The sequence below is a fragment of the Streptomyces sp. NPDC059861 genome (assembly GCF_042731435.1).
GTDB lineage: Bacteria > Actinomycetota > Actinomycetes > Streptomycetales > Streptomycetaceae > Streptomyces.
The window spans coordinates 1-20,079 of record NZ_JBHWJQ010000056.1 but is presented as its reverse complement, the minus strand read 5'-3'; the positions used below and the strand labels follow the sequence as shown (position 1 = coordinate 20,079).

The following is a 20,079-nucleotide window of genomic DNA, read 5'->3' as shown; positions in this document are numbered from 1 at the left end:
CCACGCCCAGCAGTACGAGGTCCGCGATCACGAGGGCGAGGAGCAGGCGTAAGCGTGCGGGGCTCCACGGCATGGCGACATCTCCTTTCGTCCAAGGGTGTTTACGTGCGCTGCCGTCATGTCTCTCGCCTGCGCAGCGTTCCGGGCCGCGAGCAGGAGCAGTGCTCCCGTGCAGGCCGTGACGAGCAGCAGGGACGGCCAGGGGCCCAGACCGCCGACCGTCTCCGCGGTGGCGTCCGAGGTCTGCGTGAGTTCCTGCAGGGCGGCGGTGGGCGAGATGCCGGCGACCCAGCGCTGGGCGTCGGAGGGGGCCTGGTGGAACCCGGCCCGGGCATCGATGAGAGCCGTCATCGGACGGTCTCCTGCCGTGTCCGGTACTCGGCTGAGTCCTGGGACAGAGCCGTATAGACCTCCTCCAACGAGGTGTGGGTGGGGGTGAGTCCGTTGAGGGCGAGGCCGTGGTTGCGGGCCAGGTCGCCGATCATGGCCGCGTCGCGGCCGTCCACGCGCCAGCCGCCCCGGGCTTCCAGGCGTACGGTCGCGCCCTGGGCCTGCAGCATTTCGCGCAGTTTCTCCGGCTCCGGGGAGCGGACGAGCGTATGGGCACGGGAGTCGGTCTCGATCAAGTGGGCGCATATGACAGCGGGAGTACCCGCACGCATCCCCGAACCGACCCTGAGGCGTCCCCCATCTCCCCCCGAGACGTGTCAGGAACCTTTGACAGGTGTCCGCAGCAGCTGTCAGCCTTTTCTGACAGGTGCGACGGAAAGGGGGCCGCGATGCCCGAGGTCGCTGACGAGGACGGCGTACCGCCTCCGGCACGGACGGGCGACGAGCTGCTGAAGGTGCTCTCCGCGCTCGGTAATCCGCACCGCATGCGGATCGTCGCGGCGCTGATGGAGAGCCGGAACTACGTCAGCGCGCTGGCCCGCGAGATCGGCATGGGCCGCCCGCTGCTGCACATGCACCTGCAGCGGCTCGAGGCCGCCGGCCTGGTCGTCGGCACGCTCGAACTCGCGGAGGACGGCAAAGCGATGAAGTACTTCGAAGTCGCCCCGTTCTTCTATGAGTTGACACCCGCCGTCATCGCACGGGCGGCCGCGACGATCACCGAGACCGCTGACCGGACCGCGAAAGAGGAAGCGAAGTGAATGAGGATTTGGTGACGCTCGCCGCCGACGGATCCGAGGTGGAGGCACTGGTCGGCGCTGTCGGTGCGGCCGGGGTCTTCGCCCTGCTCATCGTGATCGTCTGGCAGCTCGCCGCGACCTGGCGGGCCCGGATGCTGGCCGCGCGCGAGGAGCAGTACAAGGAGCTTGCGGCGAAGTACGCGCAACTCCTCGAGGACACCGTGGAGTTGCAGCGCCGTACCGTCGAGGAACAGCGGCAGACCCTGGACGAGCTGACGCAGACCCGGCTGGCGGTCGGCTCGATGGAGAAGATGATGCGCGAGATCGAATAGCAGCTGGCGTAGGTGTACGGCCGGGAGCGCCAACTCCCGGCCGTACCGAGAAGCACACCCCCGGACACACCCATCCCGTACGCCACGGCAGGTCGTCACACCTCATACGCCGTGGTGCCGGTCCCGTGCGCCCTGTGCCGGTCGCCGTACGCGGCTGCTGGCGGCGCGCTCCCACGAAGGAGACTACTCATGCGTGCGCTGCTCAAGCGCGTCACCCGTGCGCCCGGAGGGCGGCGCGGCAAATGGCTGGTCCTGGCGGCCTGGCTGATCGTGGCCGTCGCACTCGGCCCGCTCGCCGGAAAGCTCGGCGACGTCGAGGACTCCAGTGCCAACGCATTCCTGCCGCGCGGCGCCGAGTCCGCGCGGGTCAACACCGAGCTGGAGAAGTTCCGTACGGACACGGTGATGCCCGCCGTCGTCGTCTACACCGGCGACGGCGCGGACGCGAAGGCCGCCGCCGACCAGAACGCCTTCGCGCAGTTCCTCCCGGCGGGCGAGGAGGTCTCGCAGCCGATCCCGTCCGAGGACGGCGAGGCCCTGATGACCGTCGTCCCGCTGGACAGCGAGGACGAGATCACCGACACGATCGACAAACTGCGCGAGATCGCCGGAGCGAACGCCCCGCCGGGCGTGGACGTCGAGGTCGGCGGACCGGCCGGATCCCTCACCGACCAGGTCGCGGTCTTCGACGGCCTCGACTCGACGCTGCTCATCGCCACCGCCCTGGTCGTGGCCTTCCTGCTGCTGATCACCTACCGCAGCCCGATCCTCTGGCTCCTCCCCCTGCTCTCCGTCGGCTTCGCGGCCGTCCTCACCCAGGTCACCGCCTACCTGCTGGCCAAGCACGCCGGACTGCCCGTCAATCCGCAGAGCGCGGGCGTGCTGATGGTGCTCGTCTTCGGCGTCGGCACCGACTACGCGCTGCTGCTCATCGCCCGCTACCGCGAGGAACTGCACCGCCACGCCGACCGCCACGAGGCGATGCGCATCGCGCTCGGCCGCTCCGGCCCGGCGATCCTCGCCTCGGCCGGCACCATCGCCGTCGGCCTGGCCTGCCTCGCCTTCGCCGACATCGACTCCTCGCGCTCGCTGGGACTGGTCGGCGCGGTCGGAGTCGTCTGCGGCTTCCTCGCGATGGTCACGGTGCTTCCGGCGCTGCTCGTCATCACGGGCCGGTGGGTGTTCTGGCCGTCCGTACCGCACCACGGCACGCCGGCCCGCAAGCCCCGCACCGTCTGGTCCCGCATCGGAACGGCCGTCGCCCGCCGCCCGCGCTGGTCGTGGATGATGTCCGTCGCCGTCACCGGCGTCCTCGCCCTCAGCGCGGCAGGCATCAGCATGGGCCTCACGCAGGCCGAGATGTTCCAGGACAAGCCCGAGTCGGTCGTCGCCCAGGAGCGGATCTCGGCGCACTATCCGTCGGGCGCCTCAGACCCCGCGGAGATCATCACCAGCACCGACCAGGCCGCGGAGGTCCGTACGGCCGCAGCCGCGGTCGAGGGCGTGGCACGCATCGAGGACGGCGGTGACCGCACCCCGGACGGCGAACTCACCACCCTCTCCGTGGTGTTGCAGGACGCCCCGGACAGTCAGGCCGCCAAGGACACGATCGACGAACTCCGCCACGCCGTGCACCAGGTCGAGGACGCGGATGCCCTGGTCGGCGGCACCACCGCACAGACCCTCGACACCCAGCGGGCCGCCGACCGCGACCTGACCACGGTCATCCCGATCGTGCTCCTGGTCGTCCTCGGCGTCCTGATCTGGCTGCTACGGGCCCTCGTAGCCCCGCTCCTGCTCCTGGCCACCGTGGTGTTGTCGTACTTCGCGGCCCTGGGCGCCTCGAACCTGCTCTTCGAGCACGTCCTGGGCTTCGCCGGCGTGGACTGGTCGATCCCGCTGCTCGGCTTCGTCTTCCTGGTCGCTCTCGGCATCGACTACAACATCTTCCTCATGCACCGCGTGAAGGAGGAAGCCGCCGGCCTCGGTCACATGCGTGGCGTCCTGGAAGGTCTGACCAGCACCGGAGGCGTCATCACCTCCGCGGGCATCGTCCTCGCCGCCACTTTCGCGGTCTTCGCCGGTCTGCCGCTGGTCACCATGGCCCAGATGGGCGTCCTCGTCGGCATCGGTGTCCTGTTGGACACCTTCCTCGTCCGCACGGTCCTGGTCCCGGCCCTGGCCCTGGACTTGGGCCGCTGGTTCTGGTGGCCGGGCAAGCTCTTCCGCCACCTGGCCGCCCTCGATCGAGAGGCTGCGGGCAGCGCCACTTCACCTTCCGCACAGGACCGGACACACGAACCGGCCTGACACCGGACGACGTCGGCGCGGGTTCCCTCTCACCCGCGTCGACGTCGACGAGCCAGAGCAAACGCCGGCCAGCCGGCCAGAGCGGAACGGGAGGACGAGGCGGACGGCGTTCGCCACAGCGCCAGCGTGACCTCCGCCCAGATCGTCTCGGGCACACCCGGCAGCAGCCCCCGACCGCAGGCCCGGCCCAGGCTCACGTGCAGGCGCCCCAGATGTGCACCCAGCGATGTGTCCCGAATGGCGCCTGAACGCGCCTAAGGCACCGTTTCTTATGGTCAGTTGTCATTGGTAGCCAGAGGGGCGAGTGGTGGAAAGGAGTGGCCGTTCAAGGGCCGGCTCAGCAGGGTCGCCTGGTGTGCGTCTATGCCATGGCTTCCTACAAGCAGCACTACGCGTGCGTATCGTGTCGTGTCAGCTTCAAGCGGCACGCCAATCCGAAGCGGAAGCATGGCTGCCCGAACTGCGGCAGGTCACTGATATGTGCTGGTCACGACTTCGCTCCGCCATCGAGGCGGGACGTTCGCGGATGGTCTGTGGTAGCCGCAGTCCTGGCTGGAGGCCTGCGCTATGAGGGGCGCTCGGCCTGCGGGTGCGGTAGGGAGCCGAAGTTCCGTCCGCGTACGCGCGCCGAACTGCGAGCGCGTCGGCTCGTTGCTGTCAGAGATGGGCTGCCGCTGTCCGAGACGTTGTCTCGGCCGGATCCTTTGACCCCGATCACCAAGTGAGCCTGCACCTCAGCATGCAAGTCGGCGGTGGCAGATAAGGGCTGCGGCGATGCCGACGAAAGCGAGGAAGTGCTCGGCCTTGCGTTCGTAGCGTCGGTGCAGACGTCGGCAGCCGGCCAGCCATGAGACCGTCCTCTCGACGACCCGGCGGTGGCGGCCTAGCCGGTTGGAGGACTCGATGCCCTTGCGGGCGATGCGGTGCCGGATCCCGCGCTTGCGCAGCCATCGGCGCAGGTGGTCGTAGTCATAGCCCTTGTCGGCGTGGAGCTTGGCCGGGCACCGGCGCCGCGGTCCGCGACGGGAGCGGATGGGCGGGATTCCGAGCACCAGCGGTTCCAGGCCAAGGCTGTCATGGGTGTTGGCGCCAGAGATGCCCAGGGACAGGGCAGTCCGTTCCGGTCCGTGAGCAGATGGATTTTCGATCCTGGCTTGCCGCGGTCGGTCGGATTCGGTCCGGTCAGTGGCCCCTTTTACCGCCCGGATGCTGACGGAGTCGATCGCGCACCGCGACCAGTCCAGCTCGCCCCGGGCGCCGAGTTCGTCAAGCAGGACGCGGTGGAGTCGGGCCCAGAGCCGGTCCCGGCTCCACTGGGCGAAGCGCCGGTATACCGTCGGCCAGGCCGGCCCGAACACCGGCGGCAGCTGCCGCCAGGTGCAACCCGAGGTGGCCACGAAGATGATCGCAGCCAGGCACTCACGGTCCCCGGCCCGACGTCGCCCGCCACCCTGCGGGCGTATGACCTGCATCGGCGGAACCACCCGCCGAAACAGCACCCACAACTCGTCCGGGACCAACCGCTCCACCAGATCCGTCATGCACGGCTCAACGAACGATCACACCATACTGTAAGAAACGGTGTCTTATCCCGTGGCGGTGTAGATGGGCGCGGTTGGTAGTCATCTCTTTGTCTTGGTCAGAGCATCTTCTCCATCAGGATCGGCAGGTCTCGGACGCGTCGGCCGGTTGCGTGGTAGACGGCGTTCGCGATCGCGGCCGGAACGCCGGTCATGCCCAGCTCGCCGATTGCCTTGGAACCGAGGGGATTGGAGTGGGGGTCCGGTTCGCCTGCGAACAGAACTTCGATCTCGGGAATGTCGGCGTTGACGGGGACCACATATTCGGCGAGGTTGGGATTGGCCAGGCGGCCCTGGCGGGCGTCGACGACGCCGGCTTCCAGTAGGGCAGCACCGCTGGCCATGATCATGCCGCCGATGAGCTGGCTGCGGGCCGTGGTGGGGTTGAGGATCCGTCCGCAGTCGAACGCGCCGACAAGACGCTTGAGCCGCACGGTGCCAAGTTCCTCGTCCACGCCGACTTCGGCGAAGATCGAACTCCATGAGTACACGGAATGCGTGCCGGCGGCGGGCAGCTGGAGCAGCGCCAGAGTGCCGTAGTTGTCCTTTCGGTCTTGCTCTGAAATGTCCCCGAAGGTGTCCCTTACCGCTTCGACCAGCTTGCGGCCGCAGGCACTCAGGATCTCGGTGAAGCGCAGACCGGTGTCAGGGCTTCTCGCGAGGTGAACCCGGCCTTGCCCGACGGCGAGTTCACTCGCCTCACGCCCGTGCAACGGGGTCCCCGGCAGCGTGGACGCCAGCTGGATCAGCTCGTCGCGTACCGCGGTCGCGGCCTGGTGGGTTACGGGGGTGAGGGCTCCGGCAAGCATGGAGCCACCCGCGACCGCAGCCTCCGGGTAGGCGCTGTCGCCGAGCCGTACCGCCACTTCATCCGCGGGGAGCCCGAAGACGTCGGCCGCCACCTGCGCAAGGAGGGTGTAGGTTCCGGTGCCGATGTCGGAGCCACCGCTAAAGACTTCTATGGTCCCGTCCGCATGTACGCGGACCCCGGCCGACGTGGGATGGGAGTAGCAGGGGAAGGCGCCGCCGGCCATGCCCCAGCCGATCAGTTCCGTTCCGTTGCGCATACTGCGCGGATTCGGGTCGCGGTCCTGCCAGCCGAAGGCGGTCGCGCCCTGCTCGTAAGCCTGCCTGAGTCCCTTGGTTGACCAGGGCTTGTCGAACAGCTGGTCACGATCACTGTAGTTGCGGAGCCGCAGCTCTATCGGGTCGAGCTTCAGGGCGACGGCGAGTTCGTCCATCGCGGATTCCAAGGCGAAGCTGCCCATGGTTTCCCCAGGACCGCGCATACTGCCTGGGGTCACCGCGTTGACACGTACGAACCGGTACCTCGACCGCGCGTTGGGCACGCTGTAGGTCAGCGCGCTGAGGGTTGCCGATGCCTCGATGTAGAGGTCATCGAAGGACGTTTCATTGAGGCTGTCGTGTGTCAGCGCTGTCAGCTTCCCGTCATGGTCAGCGCCGAGACGCAGGTGCTGCCGGGTTGCCGGGCGAGGCGATGTGCAGGTGAACTGCTGCGGCCTGGTGAGTACGAGTTTGACCGGCTGGCCCACCTCGCGGGCGGCCATCGCGGTCACAGCCGCGTGAGGATGTAGTCCGCCCTTGGAGCCGAAGCCGCCGCCGACGTAGGGCGAGATCACCCGCACTTGATCGAGTGGCAGTTTGAACCACTGGGCGAACGCCGCCCGGGCACCGGCGGTCCACTGGGTGGGCTCCCAGACGGTCAGGGTGCCGTCCGGACTCCAGTGGGCCGTTGTGGAGTGCAGTTCCATCGCGGCGTGATAGTGCCGCGGACTGGAGTACGTGACGTCCAGCGTGACCGGCGCAGCGGCCAGCGCGGTGTCTGGATCACCCATGACGAGGTCAGGGACCATCTCCTGCACCTTGCCGCAGTCCTCTGCCCCGAAGGTGGTGGCGTCCGGATGACTGCCATCGGGGATGAACGGTTCGGTGCGGTAGGCGACACGTACTCGGGTGGCCGCTTCGGTTGCCTGCTCGAAGGTGTCCGCGACCACCAGGCCGACCGGCTGGCCACTGAACCTGATCCTTTCGTCCTGCAGCGGAAGCAGGCTCTGGAACGCCGCCCCGAAGGGAAAGAGCAGCGCGGGGAACAGCGGTGTGGCATTGAGGTGGGTGAGCACCATGCGGACGCCGGGCATGGCCTGGGCCTCTTCAGTGTCGATGGCCGTGATGGTGCCCGAGGGGACAGTGCTGGTCACCAAAGCGGCGTACAGCATGCCCTCTGGCTGGAACTCGGCGGCGTAGCGGGCTGTCCCGGTGACTTTGTCCCGGCCGTCCCGCCTGCGGGTCGCAGCACCGATCGGTGAGCCTGGTCCGACGTCGATCTGAGAGAAGTTGGTACTCGTCATGTTCTGTCGCTTTCCTCCGTCACAGGGGCAGGGTCATGAGCGCCCTGGCGGCCGTGCGGCGGGCCAACTCGACCTTGTAGGCGTTGTGTTGCCACGGGCGGGCGCCTGAAGCGGCCAGTGCAGCGGCCTCACGGAACAGCTCCGGGACCGCTGGCCGGCCGAGCAACGCGGCTTCCACGGCGGGCTCCCGCCAGGGTTTGGCCGCCACCCCGCCCAGCGCTACGCGAGCGTCGGCGACAGTCCCGTCATCGGCGATCTCCAGCCCGACGGCAGCCGAGGCCGCCGCGAATTCGTAGCTGACCCGGTCGCGAACCTTGAGGTAGCGGGACCGCCTGGCTGCAGGCGATGCCGGCACCTCCACCGCGGTGATCAGTTCGCCTTGGCTCAGTGGATGCTCCTGCTCCGGGGTGTCGCCGGGCAGGAGGAAGAAGTCGTCGATCGGTACGGTCCTGGGGCCGTCCGGCCCGAGGATGTGCACCATGGCGTCGAACGCCACCAGGGCTACCGCCAGGTCGCCGGGGTAGGTGGCGATGCAGTGGTCGCTGGTGCCCAGTACGGCGTGGCCTCGGTTCTCGCCGTTCAGGGCCGCGCACCCTGAGCCGGGAGAGCGCTTGTTGCACTCTGAGAACGTGGGGTCCCTGAAGTAGCCACATCGGGTGCGCTGCATCAGGTTTCCACCGATGGTCGCCATGTTGCGCAGTTGCTGAGACGCCCCGCGCAGGAGTGCCTCGGAGACCGCCGGCCAGCGCTGCTGAACCTCCGGGTGGGCCTGCACATCGCTCATCCTGGCCAGGGCACCCACCAGAAGCGCCGATTCGCTCGCTACGATCGTGTTCAGGCCGGGCAGATGGGTGAGGTCGATCAGGCGGGACGGCTGCGCTACCCCGCACTTCATGAGGTCGATCAGGGTCGTTCCTCCGCCGAGCGGTGCTGAGGAGGGGTCGTCGCGCAGTGTTTCAATAGCCGTTTCGAGGGTGTCCGCCCGCAGGTAATCAATGGCGTGCATGGTCCACCTCGCGCTGTGCTGCCTCGCGTACTGCGGCAACGATGTTCGGATAGGCCCCGCAGCGGCAAAGGTTGCCGCTCATGAACTCCCGGATGTCGGCATCGGAGTTCGCGTGCCCTTCGCGGATGCAGGAGACTGCCGACATGATCTGGCCAGGCGTGCAGTAACCGCACTGGAAACCGTCGTGCTCCACGAAAGCGGCCTGCACCGGGTGCAGGGTTCCGTCCTCCGCAGCGAGTCCCTCGATCGTGGTGATCTCACGACCCTCGACCTGGCAGGCGAGAGTGAGACAGGCCAGCACCCGACGGCCTTCGACGTGGACGGTGCACGCACCGCACTGCCCCTGGTCACACCCCTTCTTGGTCCCACCGAGGCCGAGCTGCTCACGCAGCGCGTCCAGCAGTGTGACGCGGGGATCAACAGTCAGTTCATGCTTGATGCCATTGACTCGCAACGAAATATTGACGCTGCGTACAGCGTCATTCGTATTTGGAATGGGCATGTCCACTACCTCCGGCAGTACAGAAGACGCCCGAGCCGGGTTCGCCACGAAACGGCTAGACCTTCGCCAAACCCGCTATCTGCCCATCGTGGCCGTCCGTAGCTACGGACGCATCCGGGATCGGGACGCCGACGCTAATAATTCGGGCTGTTGGCGGGACATCGCACCCGCACAACTGTCGTAGCTCTATCGTTGCCTCTGTACCCGAACGCCGGAAGGACACATTCTTCCTAGGGAAATAAAACCCCCTTTCGTGCCAGCAGTCTCGGCGTGGGGGAGTAGCGCTGCGGAAACACGCGCCCAGATAGCGCCCGCCATGCCTGACATCCTGGACAGCAGACAAGGCTGCGCTGCTGCTGGCGGATGATCCCCCGAGGCCTCAGCGCGCCGGACCCCTCGCGCAGTCGGTCCCGCGGTTGATGCAGTGAGCGACCACCCCCTCCACGAGACCGCACGAACCCGCGGACGGGCTCACGCGCGGACAGCTCCCATCCGAACTGCTTCGATCTCCCCTGACCTCGTGTTTGTGGCCACCGTCTACATCCTGGCCTGCACGGCGATCCACGGCCGCCGAATTCGAGCGTTCCTCGATCCTCCTTGCCCGTGTGGTGGGCGTGGGGCGCCCTCACGACTTCGGCAGCGCTGTGTCTGCACCGTGGTGACCGCCTTGGCACAGCACCGCGGTGGTACCCGCCCTGCCTGCTGCTCACCGGTGGCGTCCTCCTCCCGGCCGCCTGGTCATACCTGCATGGGCGTCCCAACCGCAGCAGTCTTCTTTGCCTGGCGCGTCGCCCTCGGGCAACAGCGGGTTCCCGATCCTGAGTGACTGGTCATCTCTTTCAGTTCGAAGCCGCCAGGGTCTGCCTGGTAAAATCGTGTCCCCCTTGGTTGACGGCGAATCTGGCAGAGTGAGTGACGTGAATCGCACGAAAGAAGATAAACGTCAGGAATTCGCTGCATTCCTGCGCGCCCGCAGAAGCGAGATTTCTCCCAGCCAGGTGGGGCTGCCCGCACAGGAGGAATCACGCAAGGTTCGCGGACTTCGGCGGGAGGAAGTCGCCCACCTGGCAGGCATCAGCGTGGACTACTACGCGCGATTGGAACAGGGACGACTGCCAGCGCCCTCGGGCGGCGTCATCGACGCTATCGCCGACGCCCTGCGCCTCAACGACGACCAGCGCGACTACCTGCGCCAACTGGGCGATCGCGCGCCGGCTCCACGCCCCCGCGCCCACCGACAGGTCGTACCCGAGCCAGTGCGCGCCGTCCTCTCCGACCTGGCAACCACACCAGCAGTCGTTCTCGGGCGATTCATGGACGTTCTCGCCTGGAACTCGATGGCTGCCGAGCTCTTGACCGACTTCGCCAAGATCCCAGAAGGACAGCGAAACTATCTACGCCTCGCATTCCTCGACCCGGAAATGCGTAACCGGGTCGTCGACTGGGAGCAGACAGCACGTGAATGTGTTTCATACTTGAGAATGGACGCCAGCCGTCATCCAAGCGATCCCCGCATGGCCGCAATGGTCACCGAGCTAAGTGACGAGGCCCCGGAATTCCGCCGCTGGTGGAGCTCCTACAAGGCATCGAGCAGCGCTTGGGGCACGAAACACCTCCGGCACCCCATGGTCGGAGAGCTGCGCCTGACATGGCAGATCCTTACCGTCGCTCAGGACCGCGATCAATTCCTGGTAGTCCTCTCCCCGGCAGACGATGAGAGCAGACACCGCCTCATGACCCTGCGCGGTGCGGTGCTGCATCAATCCGACCGGTAACCCCGTCACGGTTTTGCGCGGACGGGCGCTGCTCGCAGCGCCCTCCAGACTCCACAGTCCTCGCGAGCAGCAGGCCTCGACCCGGCGCAGCAAGGCCGTTCTTGCAACGCGTCAGGGGGCAAAGACGCCCAGGGTGGCTTCGGAGAGGAACAGCCAGGCGGTGCCCCAGAAGGCGGCGCCGGCAGCGAGCCAGGGAATGAGGCGGCGGTGGGGCAGGCTGAGGGCTGAGCCGAGGATGGCGGTACCCCAGGTACCGAAGAGGAGCGGGCCCAGCATGCCGAAGCCGGGTGCCCCGTAGCGGTCCAGGAGGCGGCGGGCACGGTCGCTGGGCCGATCTGCACTGAGTGAACCGGATCCGTGCGCGTTCGTGCGGGACCGGCCGGCGCCTGGCAGTCGCTGCCGATGCCGGTCGTACCAGGGGCGCCACAGTGGCCGCAGGCGTGTCACGGCGAAGGTGGTGAGCAGGGGGACGGGCAGGGCGCCGAGGACAAGGGCGAGGACGACGAGGGCGGCGGGGACGTCCAGGGACGCCCCGAGTGCCCCGGCCGGGGTGCCGAGCGTGAATGCCGCGGCCAGGGTCAGCAGGAAATTCGTCATGAGTGGGCCCCGCTGCCGGCTTTCGAGCCGACAGCGCCGGCAGCAGGGTTGTCGAGGACAGCCTGCACTGCGGGCCCGAGAACGCGGACGATGTCGACGGGGGCAGCACCGTCCAGCGCCGGCAGAACTCCCTCCAGCACGGCCAGGCCGAGCATCTGCGCCGTGGCCAACTCCGCCCGCAGCCGCACATCGGGGCCTTCCAAACGCTCAGCCAGCGAATGTGCGAGTGCCTCGGCATGAGAGGCGAGTTGTGTCGGATCGTGAAAGCGGGCGGCCATGACGAACGCTTCCTCGAGTGTGCCGTCCCGCGTCGCGTCGTGCCGGCGCAGGACCCGTTCGACCAGAGTGGCGCCCGTTGTTCCGGGGCTACCGAGGACACCGTCCTGTCGGCCCCGCAGTGGCGACTGAGCTTCGGGGCAGTGCGGCGTTGTGGTGCGGAAGGAGCGCACGCCCAACACGGTGACGCCGTCGGCGGTGGCGATTTCCTTCACAGACGTGTCCTGGAACTCACAGGCGAACCGTTCGTCTGCCGCGGTCAGCAGCGAGCCGCGTGGCTGTTCCCTGTCGGGGGTTCGGCGGCCGTCAGCAGGGGCTTCGGCCGAAGTGTGCTTGTCGGGCTTCGGGGGCACTGTCCAATTCCTCGTAATCAGACGATCAATGATGGATCGCCGGTATGCCGCCGCTCTGATGAGCTCAGTAACGTTGGCGGTCTGCCCAGTTCGTCGGGCGGCGCTGGGTGTCTCGACCAGCTCGGCTCCGAGGAGCAGACTCTGTGCGACAGCGTGGCGTCGCGGGTAGGCGTGCGGGCTCACGATGTGCGGTATGCGTCGATGCCTGTTTTCAGGCGTGACAGCCCGTCTTCCAGGCGAGAGCGTGGGCAGGCCACGTTCATCCGGAGGAACGAGCGCCCGTGCCCGCCGAAGACCGCACCGTCGGACAGGTGCAGGCCGGTCATCTCGCGCAGGAATCTGCACAGGTCGGTGGTGTCGGAGGTGATGGCACCACAGTCGATCCACATCAGATAGGTCGCGTTCGACGGCACCACCTTCAACCCGGGAAGCTCCGTGTGGATGAAGTCGGCTGCACGTTCCTTGTTCTGCTGAATGTAGGCCCTCAGGGCGTCGAGCCATGGCTCGCCGGCTGTGAACGCCGCAATCGTCGCCTCGATCGCGAACGCGTTCGGCTCCGCCACCTCGTCTGTGTTGAGTCCGCGACGGACCTTGGCGCGGATCTGCTCGTTGGGGATGACGACGCTCGCTGTCTGGAGCCCCGCCAGGTTGAAGGCTTTGGTCGGGGCCACGCATGTGATGCTGTTGTCCGCGCAGGTGTCGGACACGGAGGCGAAGGGCGTGTACGAGCGGCCTGGGGCCGTCAGGTCGCAGTGGATCTCGTCCGAGACGACCAGGACATGATGTTCGGCGCAGAGCTCGCCGATCCTCGCCAGCGTCCCGGCGTCCCAGATCTTGCCGATCGGGTTGTGCGGGTTGCACAGGATCATCAGCGTCGTCTGCGGAGCTGCGAGTTTGTGTTCGAGATCCTTGAAGTCGATTCCGTAGCTGGTGCCGTCGTAGCGCAGGTCGCTGCAGAGCACGTTCCGGCCGTTGTTGACGATCGAATTGTAGAAAATGTTGTAGACCGGCGGCAGGATCAGCACGTTCTCGCCGACCGTTGTCATCTTGCGCACGATGCAGGAGATCGCCGGCACGACCCCCGTGCAAAAGACGATCCAATCCTGCTGCATCTCGAAGCCGTGGCGCCGCCCCCACCATTCGGCGATGACCTGAGCGTAGTCGTCGGGGACGACGGTGTACCCGAAGATGCCCGTCTCGGTTTTCCTGCGGATCGCTTCGGTGATTTCGGGTGCTGTCCGGAAGTCCATGTCGGCCACCCACATGGGCAGCTCGCGTTCGGCGACGTTCCACTTGAGCGAGTTGGTCCGGCGGCGGTCCGTCAACTCCGAGAAGTCGTACGGTGTCATGCCGCGTAGGCCTGCTCCGTGAGGACGATCGTGGTGTTCCGGGGGTCTACCTTGGTGTCGTCCATGATGAGTTCACCGATCCCCTTGGCGCGGATGGTGCCGCCGCTCGGATTCAGCACGCTCTCGATCTCCGTCGTGACGTCGGCATCGACGGTCGAGTACTCGAAGGCGAGCGTTGTGTTCATGAGCCGGCAGTTCTTCAGGGTCAGGTTCTCGATGTAGCACAGCCCCTGCAAGCTCTCGATCGTACAGTTGACGAAGGTCAGGTTCTTCGAGTTCCAGCCGAGATACTCGCCGACGATGAAGGAGTCGTGGACGGTCACGTCCTCGCAGTTCCAGAAGGCGTCCTTGGAGAGCATCGTCGCGTTGTGTATCTCGATGTTCCGTGCGCCGTCGAAGGCGTAGTTTCCGCTCAGGCGGAAATCGATCGCCGAGATGTTTCTGCTGTTCATACCGAAGTAATCGCCCTTGGCGGTGACATGGGACATACGGACGGTGTCGCAGTCCCACAGGGTCTCCTGGGCGACGGGCATGTCGACATGGTCGAGGGTGATGTTCCGTGCCCGGCGGAACGTCTTCGGAGCCTCGATCGTGCTGTGGGAGACGGTGAGGTTATGGGTGTACCAGACGCCTGAGCGTGCCGTCTCCAGCAAAGCACTGTGGGTCATGGTGACGTTCTGGCTGTACCACAGCGGGTACTTCCACTTGAACAAGCTATGGTCGAGCGTGACACCCCGGCTCTCCTTGAGGGGGGATTCCCCATCGGCGAAGGTCGTATAGGAAATGTTCAGATCCCGACCCTGGAACAGCGCCCGCTCGCCGGTGAAGTATTGATTTTCGATTTCCTGCATGTGTGACAAATCTTCCTTGATCTATGACGGGGCAGCGCCTAGATCCGACCGGTTTTCACCGAAGTGCGTCTGCGTGCCTACCTGAAGGACGTGCCCGGCCGGGAGTCCGGCACAGGGGCAGACCGTCTTGCTCATCGCCCACTGCAGCATCTGCTCGGGGTGCTCGATGAAGTAGTGGTAGCCGTCGAAGCGCCGGATGGCTGGCCACCTTTTTAGCCTTGGACGTGCTGTCACTCAGAAGTCGGCAGCACGGGGATTCGATAGCGGGCGAGATCGGCCCGACAATTCATAGTCGCGACAGCCATCAGGATCCGGAAGGTCAGGTTCTTCCTGGGAAAATCCTTGCCCCTCAGCTTGGGGGACATAATTTTCCCAGGAAAAACGTGGCCTGCCGGACAGCCGCGGGTATCTGGCAAAGTGGTCCGGGTGAAGGGCACGGAAGAAGAAAAGCGCCGTGAATTGGCCGCGTTCCTGCGCGCCCGCCGAGGCCGGGTCTCGCCCCGCCAGGTCGGGATTCCGGCAGGCGGGCAGTCACGCAAGGTGGCCGGGCTGCGGCGGGAGGAAGTCGCCCACCGGTCCGGTATCAGCGTGGACTACTACACCCGCCTCGAGCAGGGCCGCCTGCCCGCGCCGTCGGGCAGTGTCCTGGACGCGCTCGCCCGTGCGCTGCTGCTGGACGAGAACCAACATGACTACCTGCGCCAGCTGGCCGACCTGGCCCCCGCCCGACGCCGGCGCACCCGCCGGCAAGTCGTGCCGGGGCCAGTGCAAGCTGTGCTGTCCGACCTGGGCACCACGCCCGCCTTGGTCCTGGGAAGGTTCATGAACGTCCTGGCCTGGAACGACCTCGTGGCCGAGCTGCTGTACGACTTCGCTGCCGTACCCGAGGCACGGCGGAACCTTCTCTGGCTGACGTTCACCGATCCCTCTGTGCGCGAGCGAACTCTCGACTGGGACCAGTCGGCGGGCGAATGTGTCGCCTTTCTGCGGATGGAGGCCGGCCGCTACCCGAGCGACCCCCGGCTTAGCGAACTGGTGACAGAACTCAGCGCACAGGAATCGGAGTTCCAGCACTGGTGGAACACGTACCGGGTCTCCGGAAGGAACTTCGGCAGCAAACGGATTCTGCATCCGGTTGTGGGCGAGGTCCGGCTGGACTGGCAGATCCTCACAGTCGCCCAGGAACGCGACCAGTTCCTCGTGGTCCTGCCCCCCTCTGACGAGGAAAGCAGACAACGGCTCACACCCCTGATCACACCGCAAAGCCACGCATGGCATGACCATGCACCGCCTACCTGGAAGGAGGCGAAGGCGTAAAAGGGCCCCGAAACAAAGGGAACCGGCGCCTTCACCAGCATATGACGACCACACTCATCACCGGAGCCACCCGCGGCCTCGGCCTGGAGACGGCACGAAGGCTTGCCGAGGCCGGACACACCGTCTACCTCGGGGCACGCGACCTGGAGCGCGGACAGAAGGCCGCCGAGCAGATCGGCGCGCGCGTACTGCAGCTCGACGTCACCGATGAGCCATCAGTACAGGCAGCTGCGAAGCTGGTCCGCGAGGAAGCCGGATCGCTCGATGTTCTGATCAACAACGCCGGCATCTCAGGACCCTGGAAGGCGGCCGGCGACTTCACCGCCGCCGACATGGAGACCGTCTACGCCACCAACGTCTTCGGTCTCGTGCGCGTTACCCACGCCTTCCTGCCGCTGCTGACCGCCAGCAGCAACCCCGTCGTGGTGAACGTCAGCAGCAGCGGCGGCTCCCTCACGCGCAACTCCGACCCCACCACTGGCGAGTACGCGCTGGGCATCCTGACCTACGCCTCCTCAAAGAGCGCAGTCAACATGGTCACCATCCAGTACGCCAACGCCTTCCCGAACATGCGGATCAACGCCGTCAACCCCAGCCTTACTGACACCGATTTCACCAACGTCGTCAGCCCCGGGCCCACACCCATCGATTTCACTGAGATGGGCATCCAGAGCGTCGAGGAGGGCGCCGAGATCATCGTCCGCATGGCCGTCATCGGCGCCGACGGCCCCACCGGAGGTTTCTTCGAAGCCGACGGCCCCGTCCCCTGGTGACAGCAGCGCACTAACTGGCGGAGAGAGACCCGGCCGGGAACTGCACCCACCCACGGGGCCTCCCTCCCGGCCGCTTCCGGCAAAGAAGGCGGACAGCGGGTCACCACTCTCAGCACACTTTAGAACAGCAAACACGCACGGCAGGACCCTGCGCACACGTCCGGAAGGAGACGGAGGCGAATGAGGCCCGAGAAGGAAGGCCCCGCACGCCTTCACAAGCCCATGACCACAACACTGATCACCGGAGCCACCCGCGGCCTCGGCCTGGAGACCGCACGAAGGCTGGCCGAAGCCGGACACACCGTCTACCTCGGAGCACGCGACCTCAAGCACGGACAGGAAGCCGCCGAGCGGATCGGCGCCCACGCTCTGCAGCTCGATGTCACCGACGAACAGTCAGTCCAGACGGCTGCCAGGCGGGTCCGCGAGGAAGCCGGCCTGCTCGACGTTCTGGTCAACAACGCCGCAATCTCAGGCAGCTGGAACCCACCCGCCGAGATCACCGCCGCCGACATGGAGGCCGTCTACGCCACCAATGTCTTCGGCCTCGTGCGCGTCACTCACGCCTTCCTGCCGCTCCTGGGTGCCAGCAGCAACCCCGTCGTGGTGAACGTCAGCAGCAGCGGCGGCTCCCTCACCCGCTGCAGCGATCTCACCAGCCTGGAAGCGACCTTTCCGATGGTCGCCTACAACTCCTCCAAGAGCGCGGTCAACATGATCACCGTTCAGTACGCCAACGCCTTCTCCAACATGCGGATCAACGCCGTCAACCCGGGCTTCACCGCCACCGGACTCAACGACAACCAGGGCACCCAGACAGTTGGAGAAGGCGCCGAAATCATCATCCGCATGGCCACCATCGGCCCCGACGGACCCACCGGCACCTTCCTCGAAGCCGACGGCACCATCCCCTGGTAACCCCGCCCACACCGCTCACGACAAGCGGGGTCCGCCCCGCGCAGGAAGCCGCATGGACATGCAGCCATCCGCCACCGAGGCCCACGGCACACCACCCCGCAGGGGAGTGCTCGTCACCGATCTACCGGCAAGCGGCCAACACGGTGCGCAGGCCACAGAGCCCCGTCCTGGCCATCGGCAGGCGCTCCTCGCTCTGCCCTCGCAGCACGCCTGCGTGGCCGCAGCCCGACGCTGGACGACCAGCCTGCTGACCTGCTGGCGACTGCCTGAGCACGAGCGGGACTCCGCCGTCCTCATCGTCAGCGAGCTCACCGCAAACGCGGCCCAGCACGGCCACGCCCACATGACTCTGCTCCTGGGCCTCGTCCGCGACACGCTCCACATTGCCGTCACCGATTCGGGCCCGGCCCGGCCCGGACTACGTGCTCAGACCGACCCCGACGAGCATGGGCGCGGCACAGCTATCGTCCGGTCTCTCGCTCTGTGGTCCGAAACTCGCCAGTCCGCCCGCGGCCGTGAAGTCCGTGTCGGTTTGCCCGTGACAACTACGGCGACCGCAAATGCTGGCTGACGGCGCTTCGCTCTGGTCGGAGTACCTTCTCCCTCGGCGTCGCTGCTTGCATGGACGTGAGGTCCGGCACCTGGTGCACTGAGCACACCGGGTGACACTGCGCGCAATGGACGTCCGATGTCGCGGTGTTTACCACCGTCACCCCGCGCCCGTTCGAGTCCGACGTCTGCGCAGGCCAGGCGGTGTGGGGCGGCGCCGGGACCGGATCGGGCCGAGCACAGCCCTCGCGCGGGCGGGCGCGGGCTGCGGGAGGGGCTCGGTCCGGCCCGGGTTCCGGGTGTGGCGGAGAATGAGTGGAACCGGCGCGGATGTGCGGACACTTGTTGCTGTGGACGTCCTATTGCATGAACGGGTCCGGTCTGGTGATCGGACGGCGTTCGCAGAGATCTTCGATGAGCATGCGCGTGTCGTCTATGCCCATGCGGTCAGGACGACGGGAGATGGGGCCCTTGCCGAGGATGTCATGTCGCTCACCTTTCTGGAGGCCTGGCGTCTGCGCGACAAGCTGCGCGGGGAAGTCAGGAGCGTTCGGGCGTGGCTTTTGGGCATAGCGACCAATGTGATGCGCAACATCACCCGGGCGGCACGTCGGCATCGGGAGGCGATGTCGCGTCTGCCGCCGCCGGAAGCGTTGCCTGACTTTTCGGAGGAGCTGGTCGGGCAGATGGCCGACGCTCAGCGGCTGGCCGCCGCAGCCCGGGCGCTGCAGCGTCTGAAGCGGACCGAGCGCGAGGTCTTCACCCTGGTCGTCTGGTCCGATCTGGGGTATGCCGCGGCCGCTGAGGCGTTGGGGATTCCTGTCGGCACCGTGCGTTCCCGGCTCTCACGAGCAAGAGAGAAACTGCGCAGGCTCGTCGAGGAGGAGCTTGGAGCAGATCCGGATGGTGTGGAACCGCAGCCCGGCAGCGGTCACCTATCGCAGAGCGGGGTGGCCGCAGCCCGCGCGTTCCACAAGAGGAGTACACGATGAGTCTGGAACAGTGGGAACAGTGGGAACAGTCCGAGCGTGAGCGGGTGAGCCGGGTGCTGCCTGCGGCTCCTTATCCGGAGCCGGCGCCCGGGCGAGTGGAAGCTCGCCGTGAGCACTTCTTGAACGAGGCCGATCGGCAGACGCGATCCCGCTCTCCGCGCCCGGCGCTGCGCCCGAGAGGACGTTGGGGGCTGGTGGTGGGAACGGCAGTGGCCGCTGGAGCGACCGTCGTCGTTCTCAGTGTCGGCTCCGGATTCTCTGACGCTCCGCCTGACGTGCCACCGGCCTCGGCAGCCTCGGTCCAACTGCTGGAGAGGGCCGCTCTGGCTGCTGCTACGACGCCGCAGACGAAGGTGCGTGGTGAGCAGTACACGTACGTCAAGACGGTCGGCCATACGTCGGTGCTGTCCGAGACCGACTCCGGTGTGATGGAACTCTCGCGCGAGGACGAGGGTATGGAGCAGTGGACGTCCGTGGACGGCAGTGAGCAGACGCTGCAGCGCAGGGGCGGTATCGACCACCTGGTGCCGGGCACCCCGGGCCGAGGCAATTTGAACTCACCGACCCACAGCTTTCTCGCTGCTCTGCCAGTCGATCCCGACGCGCTGCTGAAGCGGATCCGCGACGACGCCGAGGCGAATCACGGAGCTGGTTCCGACTCCACGATGGGACCGGACCAGGAAGCCTTCGTCACGATCGGAGACCTTCTGCGCAACGGGGCAACTCCCCCCGAAATCGCCGCGGCTCTCTACCGAGCCGCTGCCCTCATCCCCGGAGTCGACGTTGTCTCCCATGCCGTGGACGCGGCAGGCCGGCACGGGGTCGCCGTCACCCGGACCCATGATGGCGAACGGACTGAGTGGATTTTCGACAAGAGCACGGCCCGACTGCTGGGTGAGCGAACAGTCCTGGTGGAGGACACCGCATGGGGGAAAGTCGGCACGGTCGTCACCTCCGTCGCACTCATCGACAGCGGCACCGTCGACGAGGCCGGACAGACCCCTTAGAGGTCCTAACAGAAGCTGTTGATCATGTGACTGTCGGCTTGGTTGCTCGTTGGTCTGGTCGTGGGAAAGAGGGAGTCGCGTCCGTGGATCGTC

General features: G+C 66.7%; 20 protein-coding genes. 10 read left to right on the top strand and 10 right to left on the bottom strand.

The window, feature by feature from the left end; translation table 11 throughout:
* Nucleotides 1-27: 27 nt before the first annotated feature.
* Complete coding sequence (locus ACFV6X_RS33100; protein ID WP_385389910.1) at nt 28-351, bottom strand: hypothetical protein; 324 nt, start codon at nt 349-351, stop codon at nt 28-30.
* Nucleotides 348-626 carry a hypothetical protein gene (locus tag ACFV6X_RS33095; RefSeq protein ID WP_385389909.1) on the bottom strand — a complete coding sequence of 93 codons (279 nt, stop codon included), beginning with the start codon at nt 624-626 and terminating at the stop codon, nt 348-350. The genes ACFV6X_RS33100 and ACFV6X_RS33095 overlap by 4 nt, the downstream gene beginning before the upstream one ends.
* 153 nt (nt 627-779) lie before the next feature.
* On the opposite strand from ACFV6X_RS33095, the gene ACFV6X_RS33090 reads away from it, so the two are divergent.
* The 3 genes from ACFV6X_RS33090 to ACFV6X_RS33080 all read left to right on the top strand — a co-directional run bounded on the left by ACFV6X_RS33090 (nt 780) and on the right by ACFV6X_RS33080 (nt 3,772).
* Nucleotides 780-1,151: an ArsR/SmtB family transcription factor gene (locus tag ACFV6X_RS33090; protein WP_385389907.1), complete on the top strand. Its 372-nt coding sequence runs from the start codon at nt 780-782 to the stop codon at nt 1,149-1,151.
* Nucleotides 1,148-1,462: a hypothetical protein gene (locus ACFV6X_RS33085; protein ID WP_385389906.1), complete on the top strand. Its 315-nt coding sequence runs from the start codon at nt 1,148-1,150 to the stop codon at nt 1,460-1,462. The genes ACFV6X_RS33090 and ACFV6X_RS33085 overlap by 4 nt, the downstream gene beginning before the upstream one ends.
* A 189-nt stretch (nt 1,463-1,651) precedes the next feature.
* Complete coding sequence (locus ACFV6X_RS33080) at nt 1,652-3,772, top strand: MMPL family transporter (protein WP_385389904.1); 2,121 nt, start codon at nt 1,652-1,654, stop codon at nt 3,770-3,772.
* A gap of 734 nt (nt 3,773-4,506) precedes the next feature.
* Here the strand turns inward: ACFV6X_RS33080 and ACFV6X_RS33075 are convergent.
* The 4 genes from ACFV6X_RS33075 to ACFV6X_RS33060 all read right to left on the bottom strand — a co-directional run bounded on the left by ACFV6X_RS33075 (nt 4,507) and on the right by ACFV6X_RS33060 (nt 9,229).
* Nucleotides 4,507-5,313, bottom strand: a complete 807-nt coding sequence (locus tag ACFV6X_RS33075; RefSeq protein ID WP_385389903.1) for an IS5 family transposase — start codon at nt 5,311-5,313, stop codon at nt 4,507-4,509.
* 98 nt (nt 5,314-5,411) lie between these two features.
* The gene (locus ACFV6X_RS33070; RefSeq protein ID WP_385389901.1) at nt 5,412-7,721 is read right to left on the bottom strand and encodes a xanthine dehydrogenase family protein molybdopterin-binding subunit; all 2,310 of its coding nucleotides are present in this window, start codon (nt 7,719-7,721) and stop codon (nt 5,412-5,414) included.
* A 19-nt stretch (nt 7,722-7,740) separates the two neighbouring features.
* On the bottom strand, nt 7,741-8,727 hold the full coding sequence (locus ACFV6X_RS33065) for an FAD binding domain-containing protein (protein ID WP_385389900.1): 987 nt from the start codon (nt 8,725-8,727) through the stop codon (nt 7,741-7,743).
* On the bottom strand, nt 8,714-9,229 hold the full coding sequence (locus ACFV6X_RS33060) for a (2Fe-2S)-binding protein (RefSeq protein WP_385389898.1): 516 nt from the start codon (nt 9,227-9,229) through the stop codon (nt 8,714-8,716). The genes ACFV6X_RS33065 and ACFV6X_RS33060 overlap by 14 nt, the downstream gene beginning before the upstream one ends.
* Nucleotides 9,230-10,146: 917 nt before the next feature.
* Here ACFV6X_RS33060 and ACFV6X_RS33055 point away from each other — a divergent pair.
* Complete coding sequence (locus tag ACFV6X_RS33055) at nt 10,147-11,004, top strand: helix-turn-helix transcriptional regulator (RefSeq protein ID WP_385389896.1); 858 nt, start codon at nt 10,147-10,149, stop codon at nt 11,002-11,004.
* Between the two features lie 111 nt (nt 11,005-11,115).
* Here ACFV6X_RS33055 and ACFV6X_RS33050 read toward each other — a convergent pair whose 3' ends face one another.
* From ACFV6X_RS33050 to ACFV6X_RS33035, 4 genes are all read right to left on the bottom strand, one after another.
* A complete protein-coding gene (locus ACFV6X_RS33050) occupies nt 11,116-11,601 on the bottom strand; it encodes a hypothetical protein (RefSeq protein WP_385389894.1) in 486 nt (161 codons plus the stop codon).
* Nucleotides 11,598-12,230, bottom strand: a complete 633-nt coding sequence (locus tag ACFV6X_RS33045; RefSeq protein ID WP_385389892.1) for a hypothetical protein — start codon at nt 12,228-12,230, stop codon at nt 11,598-11,600. Before ACFV6X_RS33045 ends, ACFV6X_RS33050 begins: the two co-directional genes overlap by 4 nt.
* A gap of 179 nt (nt 12,231-12,409) precedes the next feature.
* Complete coding sequence (locus ACFV6X_RS33040) at nt 12,410-13,579, bottom strand: MalY/PatB family protein (RefSeq protein WP_385389890.1); 1,170 nt, start codon at nt 13,577-13,579, stop codon at nt 12,410-12,412.
* Complete coding sequence (locus ACFV6X_RS33035; RefSeq protein WP_385389889.1) at nt 13,576-14,430, bottom strand: DUF3737 family protein; 855 nt, start codon at nt 14,428-14,430, stop codon at nt 13,576-13,578. Before ACFV6X_RS33035 ends, ACFV6X_RS33040 begins: the two co-directional genes overlap by 4 nt.
* Nucleotides 14,431-14,856: 426 nt before the next feature.
* On the opposite strand from ACFV6X_RS33035, the gene ACFV6X_RS33030 reads away from it, so the two are divergent.
* The 6 genes from ACFV6X_RS33030 to ACFV6X_RS33005 all read left to right on the top strand — a co-directional run bounded on the left by ACFV6X_RS33030 (nt 14,857) and on the right by ACFV6X_RS33005 (nt 19,986).
* Nucleotides 14,857-15,747, top strand: a complete 891-nt coding sequence (locus ACFV6X_RS33030; protein WP_385389887.1) for a helix-turn-helix transcriptional regulator — start codon at nt 14,857-14,859, stop codon at nt 15,745-15,747.
* Between the two features lie 41 nt (nt 15,748-15,788).
* A complete protein-coding gene (locus tag ACFV6X_RS33025; RefSeq protein ID WP_385389885.1) occupies nt 15,789-16,520 on the top strand; it encodes an SDR family NAD(P)-dependent oxidoreductase in 732 nt (243 codons plus the stop codon).
* A gap of 222 nt (nt 16,521-16,742) precedes the next feature.
* Nucleotides 16,743-17,438, top strand: a complete 696-nt coding sequence (locus ACFV6X_RS33020) for an SDR family NAD(P)-dependent oxidoreductase (RefSeq protein ID WP_385389883.1) — start codon at nt 16,743-16,745, stop codon at nt 17,436-17,438.
* Nucleotides 17,439-17,490: 52 nt separating this feature from the next.
* Complete coding sequence (locus tag ACFV6X_RS33015) at nt 17,491-18,009, top strand: ATP-binding protein (RefSeq protein WP_385389882.1); 519 nt, start codon at nt 17,491-17,493, stop codon at nt 18,007-18,009.
* Nucleotides 18,010-18,298: 289 nt separating this feature from the next.
* A complete protein-coding gene (locus ACFV6X_RS33010; RefSeq protein ID WP_385389880.1) occupies nt 18,299-18,979 on the top strand; it encodes an RNA polymerase sigma factor in 681 nt (226 codons plus the stop codon).
* Nucleotides 18,976-19,986, top strand: coding sequence for a CU044_5270 family protein (locus tag ACFV6X_RS33005; protein ID WP_385389878.1), 1,011 nt, complete (start codon nt 18,976-18,978; stop codon nt 19,984-19,986). The genes ACFV6X_RS33010 and ACFV6X_RS33005 overlap by 4 nt, the downstream gene beginning before the upstream one ends.
* Nucleotides 19,987-20,079 lie beyond the last annotated feature (93 nt).

Coding starts and splice junctions, on each gene's coding strand:
- ACFV6X_RS33100 (WP_385389910.1), bottom strand. CDS start 351: ATGACGGCTCTCATCGATGCCCGGGCCGGGTTCCACCAGGCCCCCTCC.
- ACFV6X_RS33090 (WP_385389907.1), top strand. CDS start 780: ATGCCCGAGGTCGCTGACGAGGACGGCGTACCGCCTCCGGCACGGACG.
- ACFV6X_RS33080 (WP_385389904.1), top strand. CDS start 1,652: ATGCGTGCGCTGCTCAAGCGCGTCACCCGTGCGCCCGGAGGGCGGCGC.
- ACFV6X_RS33075 (WP_385389903.1), bottom strand. CDS start 5,313: ATGACGGATCTGGTGGAGCGGTTGGTCCCGGACGAGTTGTGGGTGCTG.
- ACFV6X_RS33070 (WP_385389901.1), bottom strand. CDS start 7,721: ATGACGAGTACCAACTTCTCTCAGATCGACGTCGGACCAGGCTCACCG.
- ACFV6X_RS33065 (WP_385389900.1), bottom strand. CDS start 8,727: ATGCACGCCATTGATTACCTGCGGGCGGACACCCTCGAAACGGCTATT.
- ACFV6X_RS33060 (WP_385389898.1), bottom strand. CDS start 9,229: ATGCCCATTCCAAATACGAATGACGCTGTACGCAGCGTCAATATTTCG.
- ACFV6X_RS33050 (WP_385389894.1), bottom strand. CDS start 11,601: ATGACGAATTTCCTGCTGACCCTGGCCGCGGCATTCACGCTCGGCACC.
- ACFV6X_RS33040 (WP_385389890.1), bottom strand. CDS start 13,579: ATGACACCGTACGACTTCTCGGAGTTGACGGACCGCCGCCGGACCAAC.
- ACFV6X_RS33035 (WP_385389889.1), bottom strand. CDS start 14,430: ATGCAGGAAATCGAAAATCAATACTTCACCGGCGAGCGGGCGCTGTTC.
- ACFV6X_RS33025 (WP_385389885.1), top strand. CDS start 15,789: ATGACGACCACACTCATCACCGGAGCCACCCGCGGCCTCGGCCTGGAG.
- ACFV6X_RS33020 (WP_385389883.1), top strand. CDS start 16,743: ATGACCACAACACTGATCACCGGAGCCACCCGCGGCCTCGGCCTGGAG.
- ACFV6X_RS33015 (WP_385389882.1), top strand. CDS start 17,491: ATGGACATGCAGCCATCCGCCACCGAGGCCCACGGCACACCACCCCGC.
- ACFV6X_RS33010 (WP_385389880.1), top strand. CDS start 18,299: ATGAGTGGAACCGGCGCGGATGTGCGGACACTTGTTGCTGTGGACGTC.
- ACFV6X_RS33005 (WP_385389878.1), top strand. CDS start 18,976: ATGAGTCTGGAACAGTGGGAACAGTGGGAACAGTCCGAGCGTGAGCGG.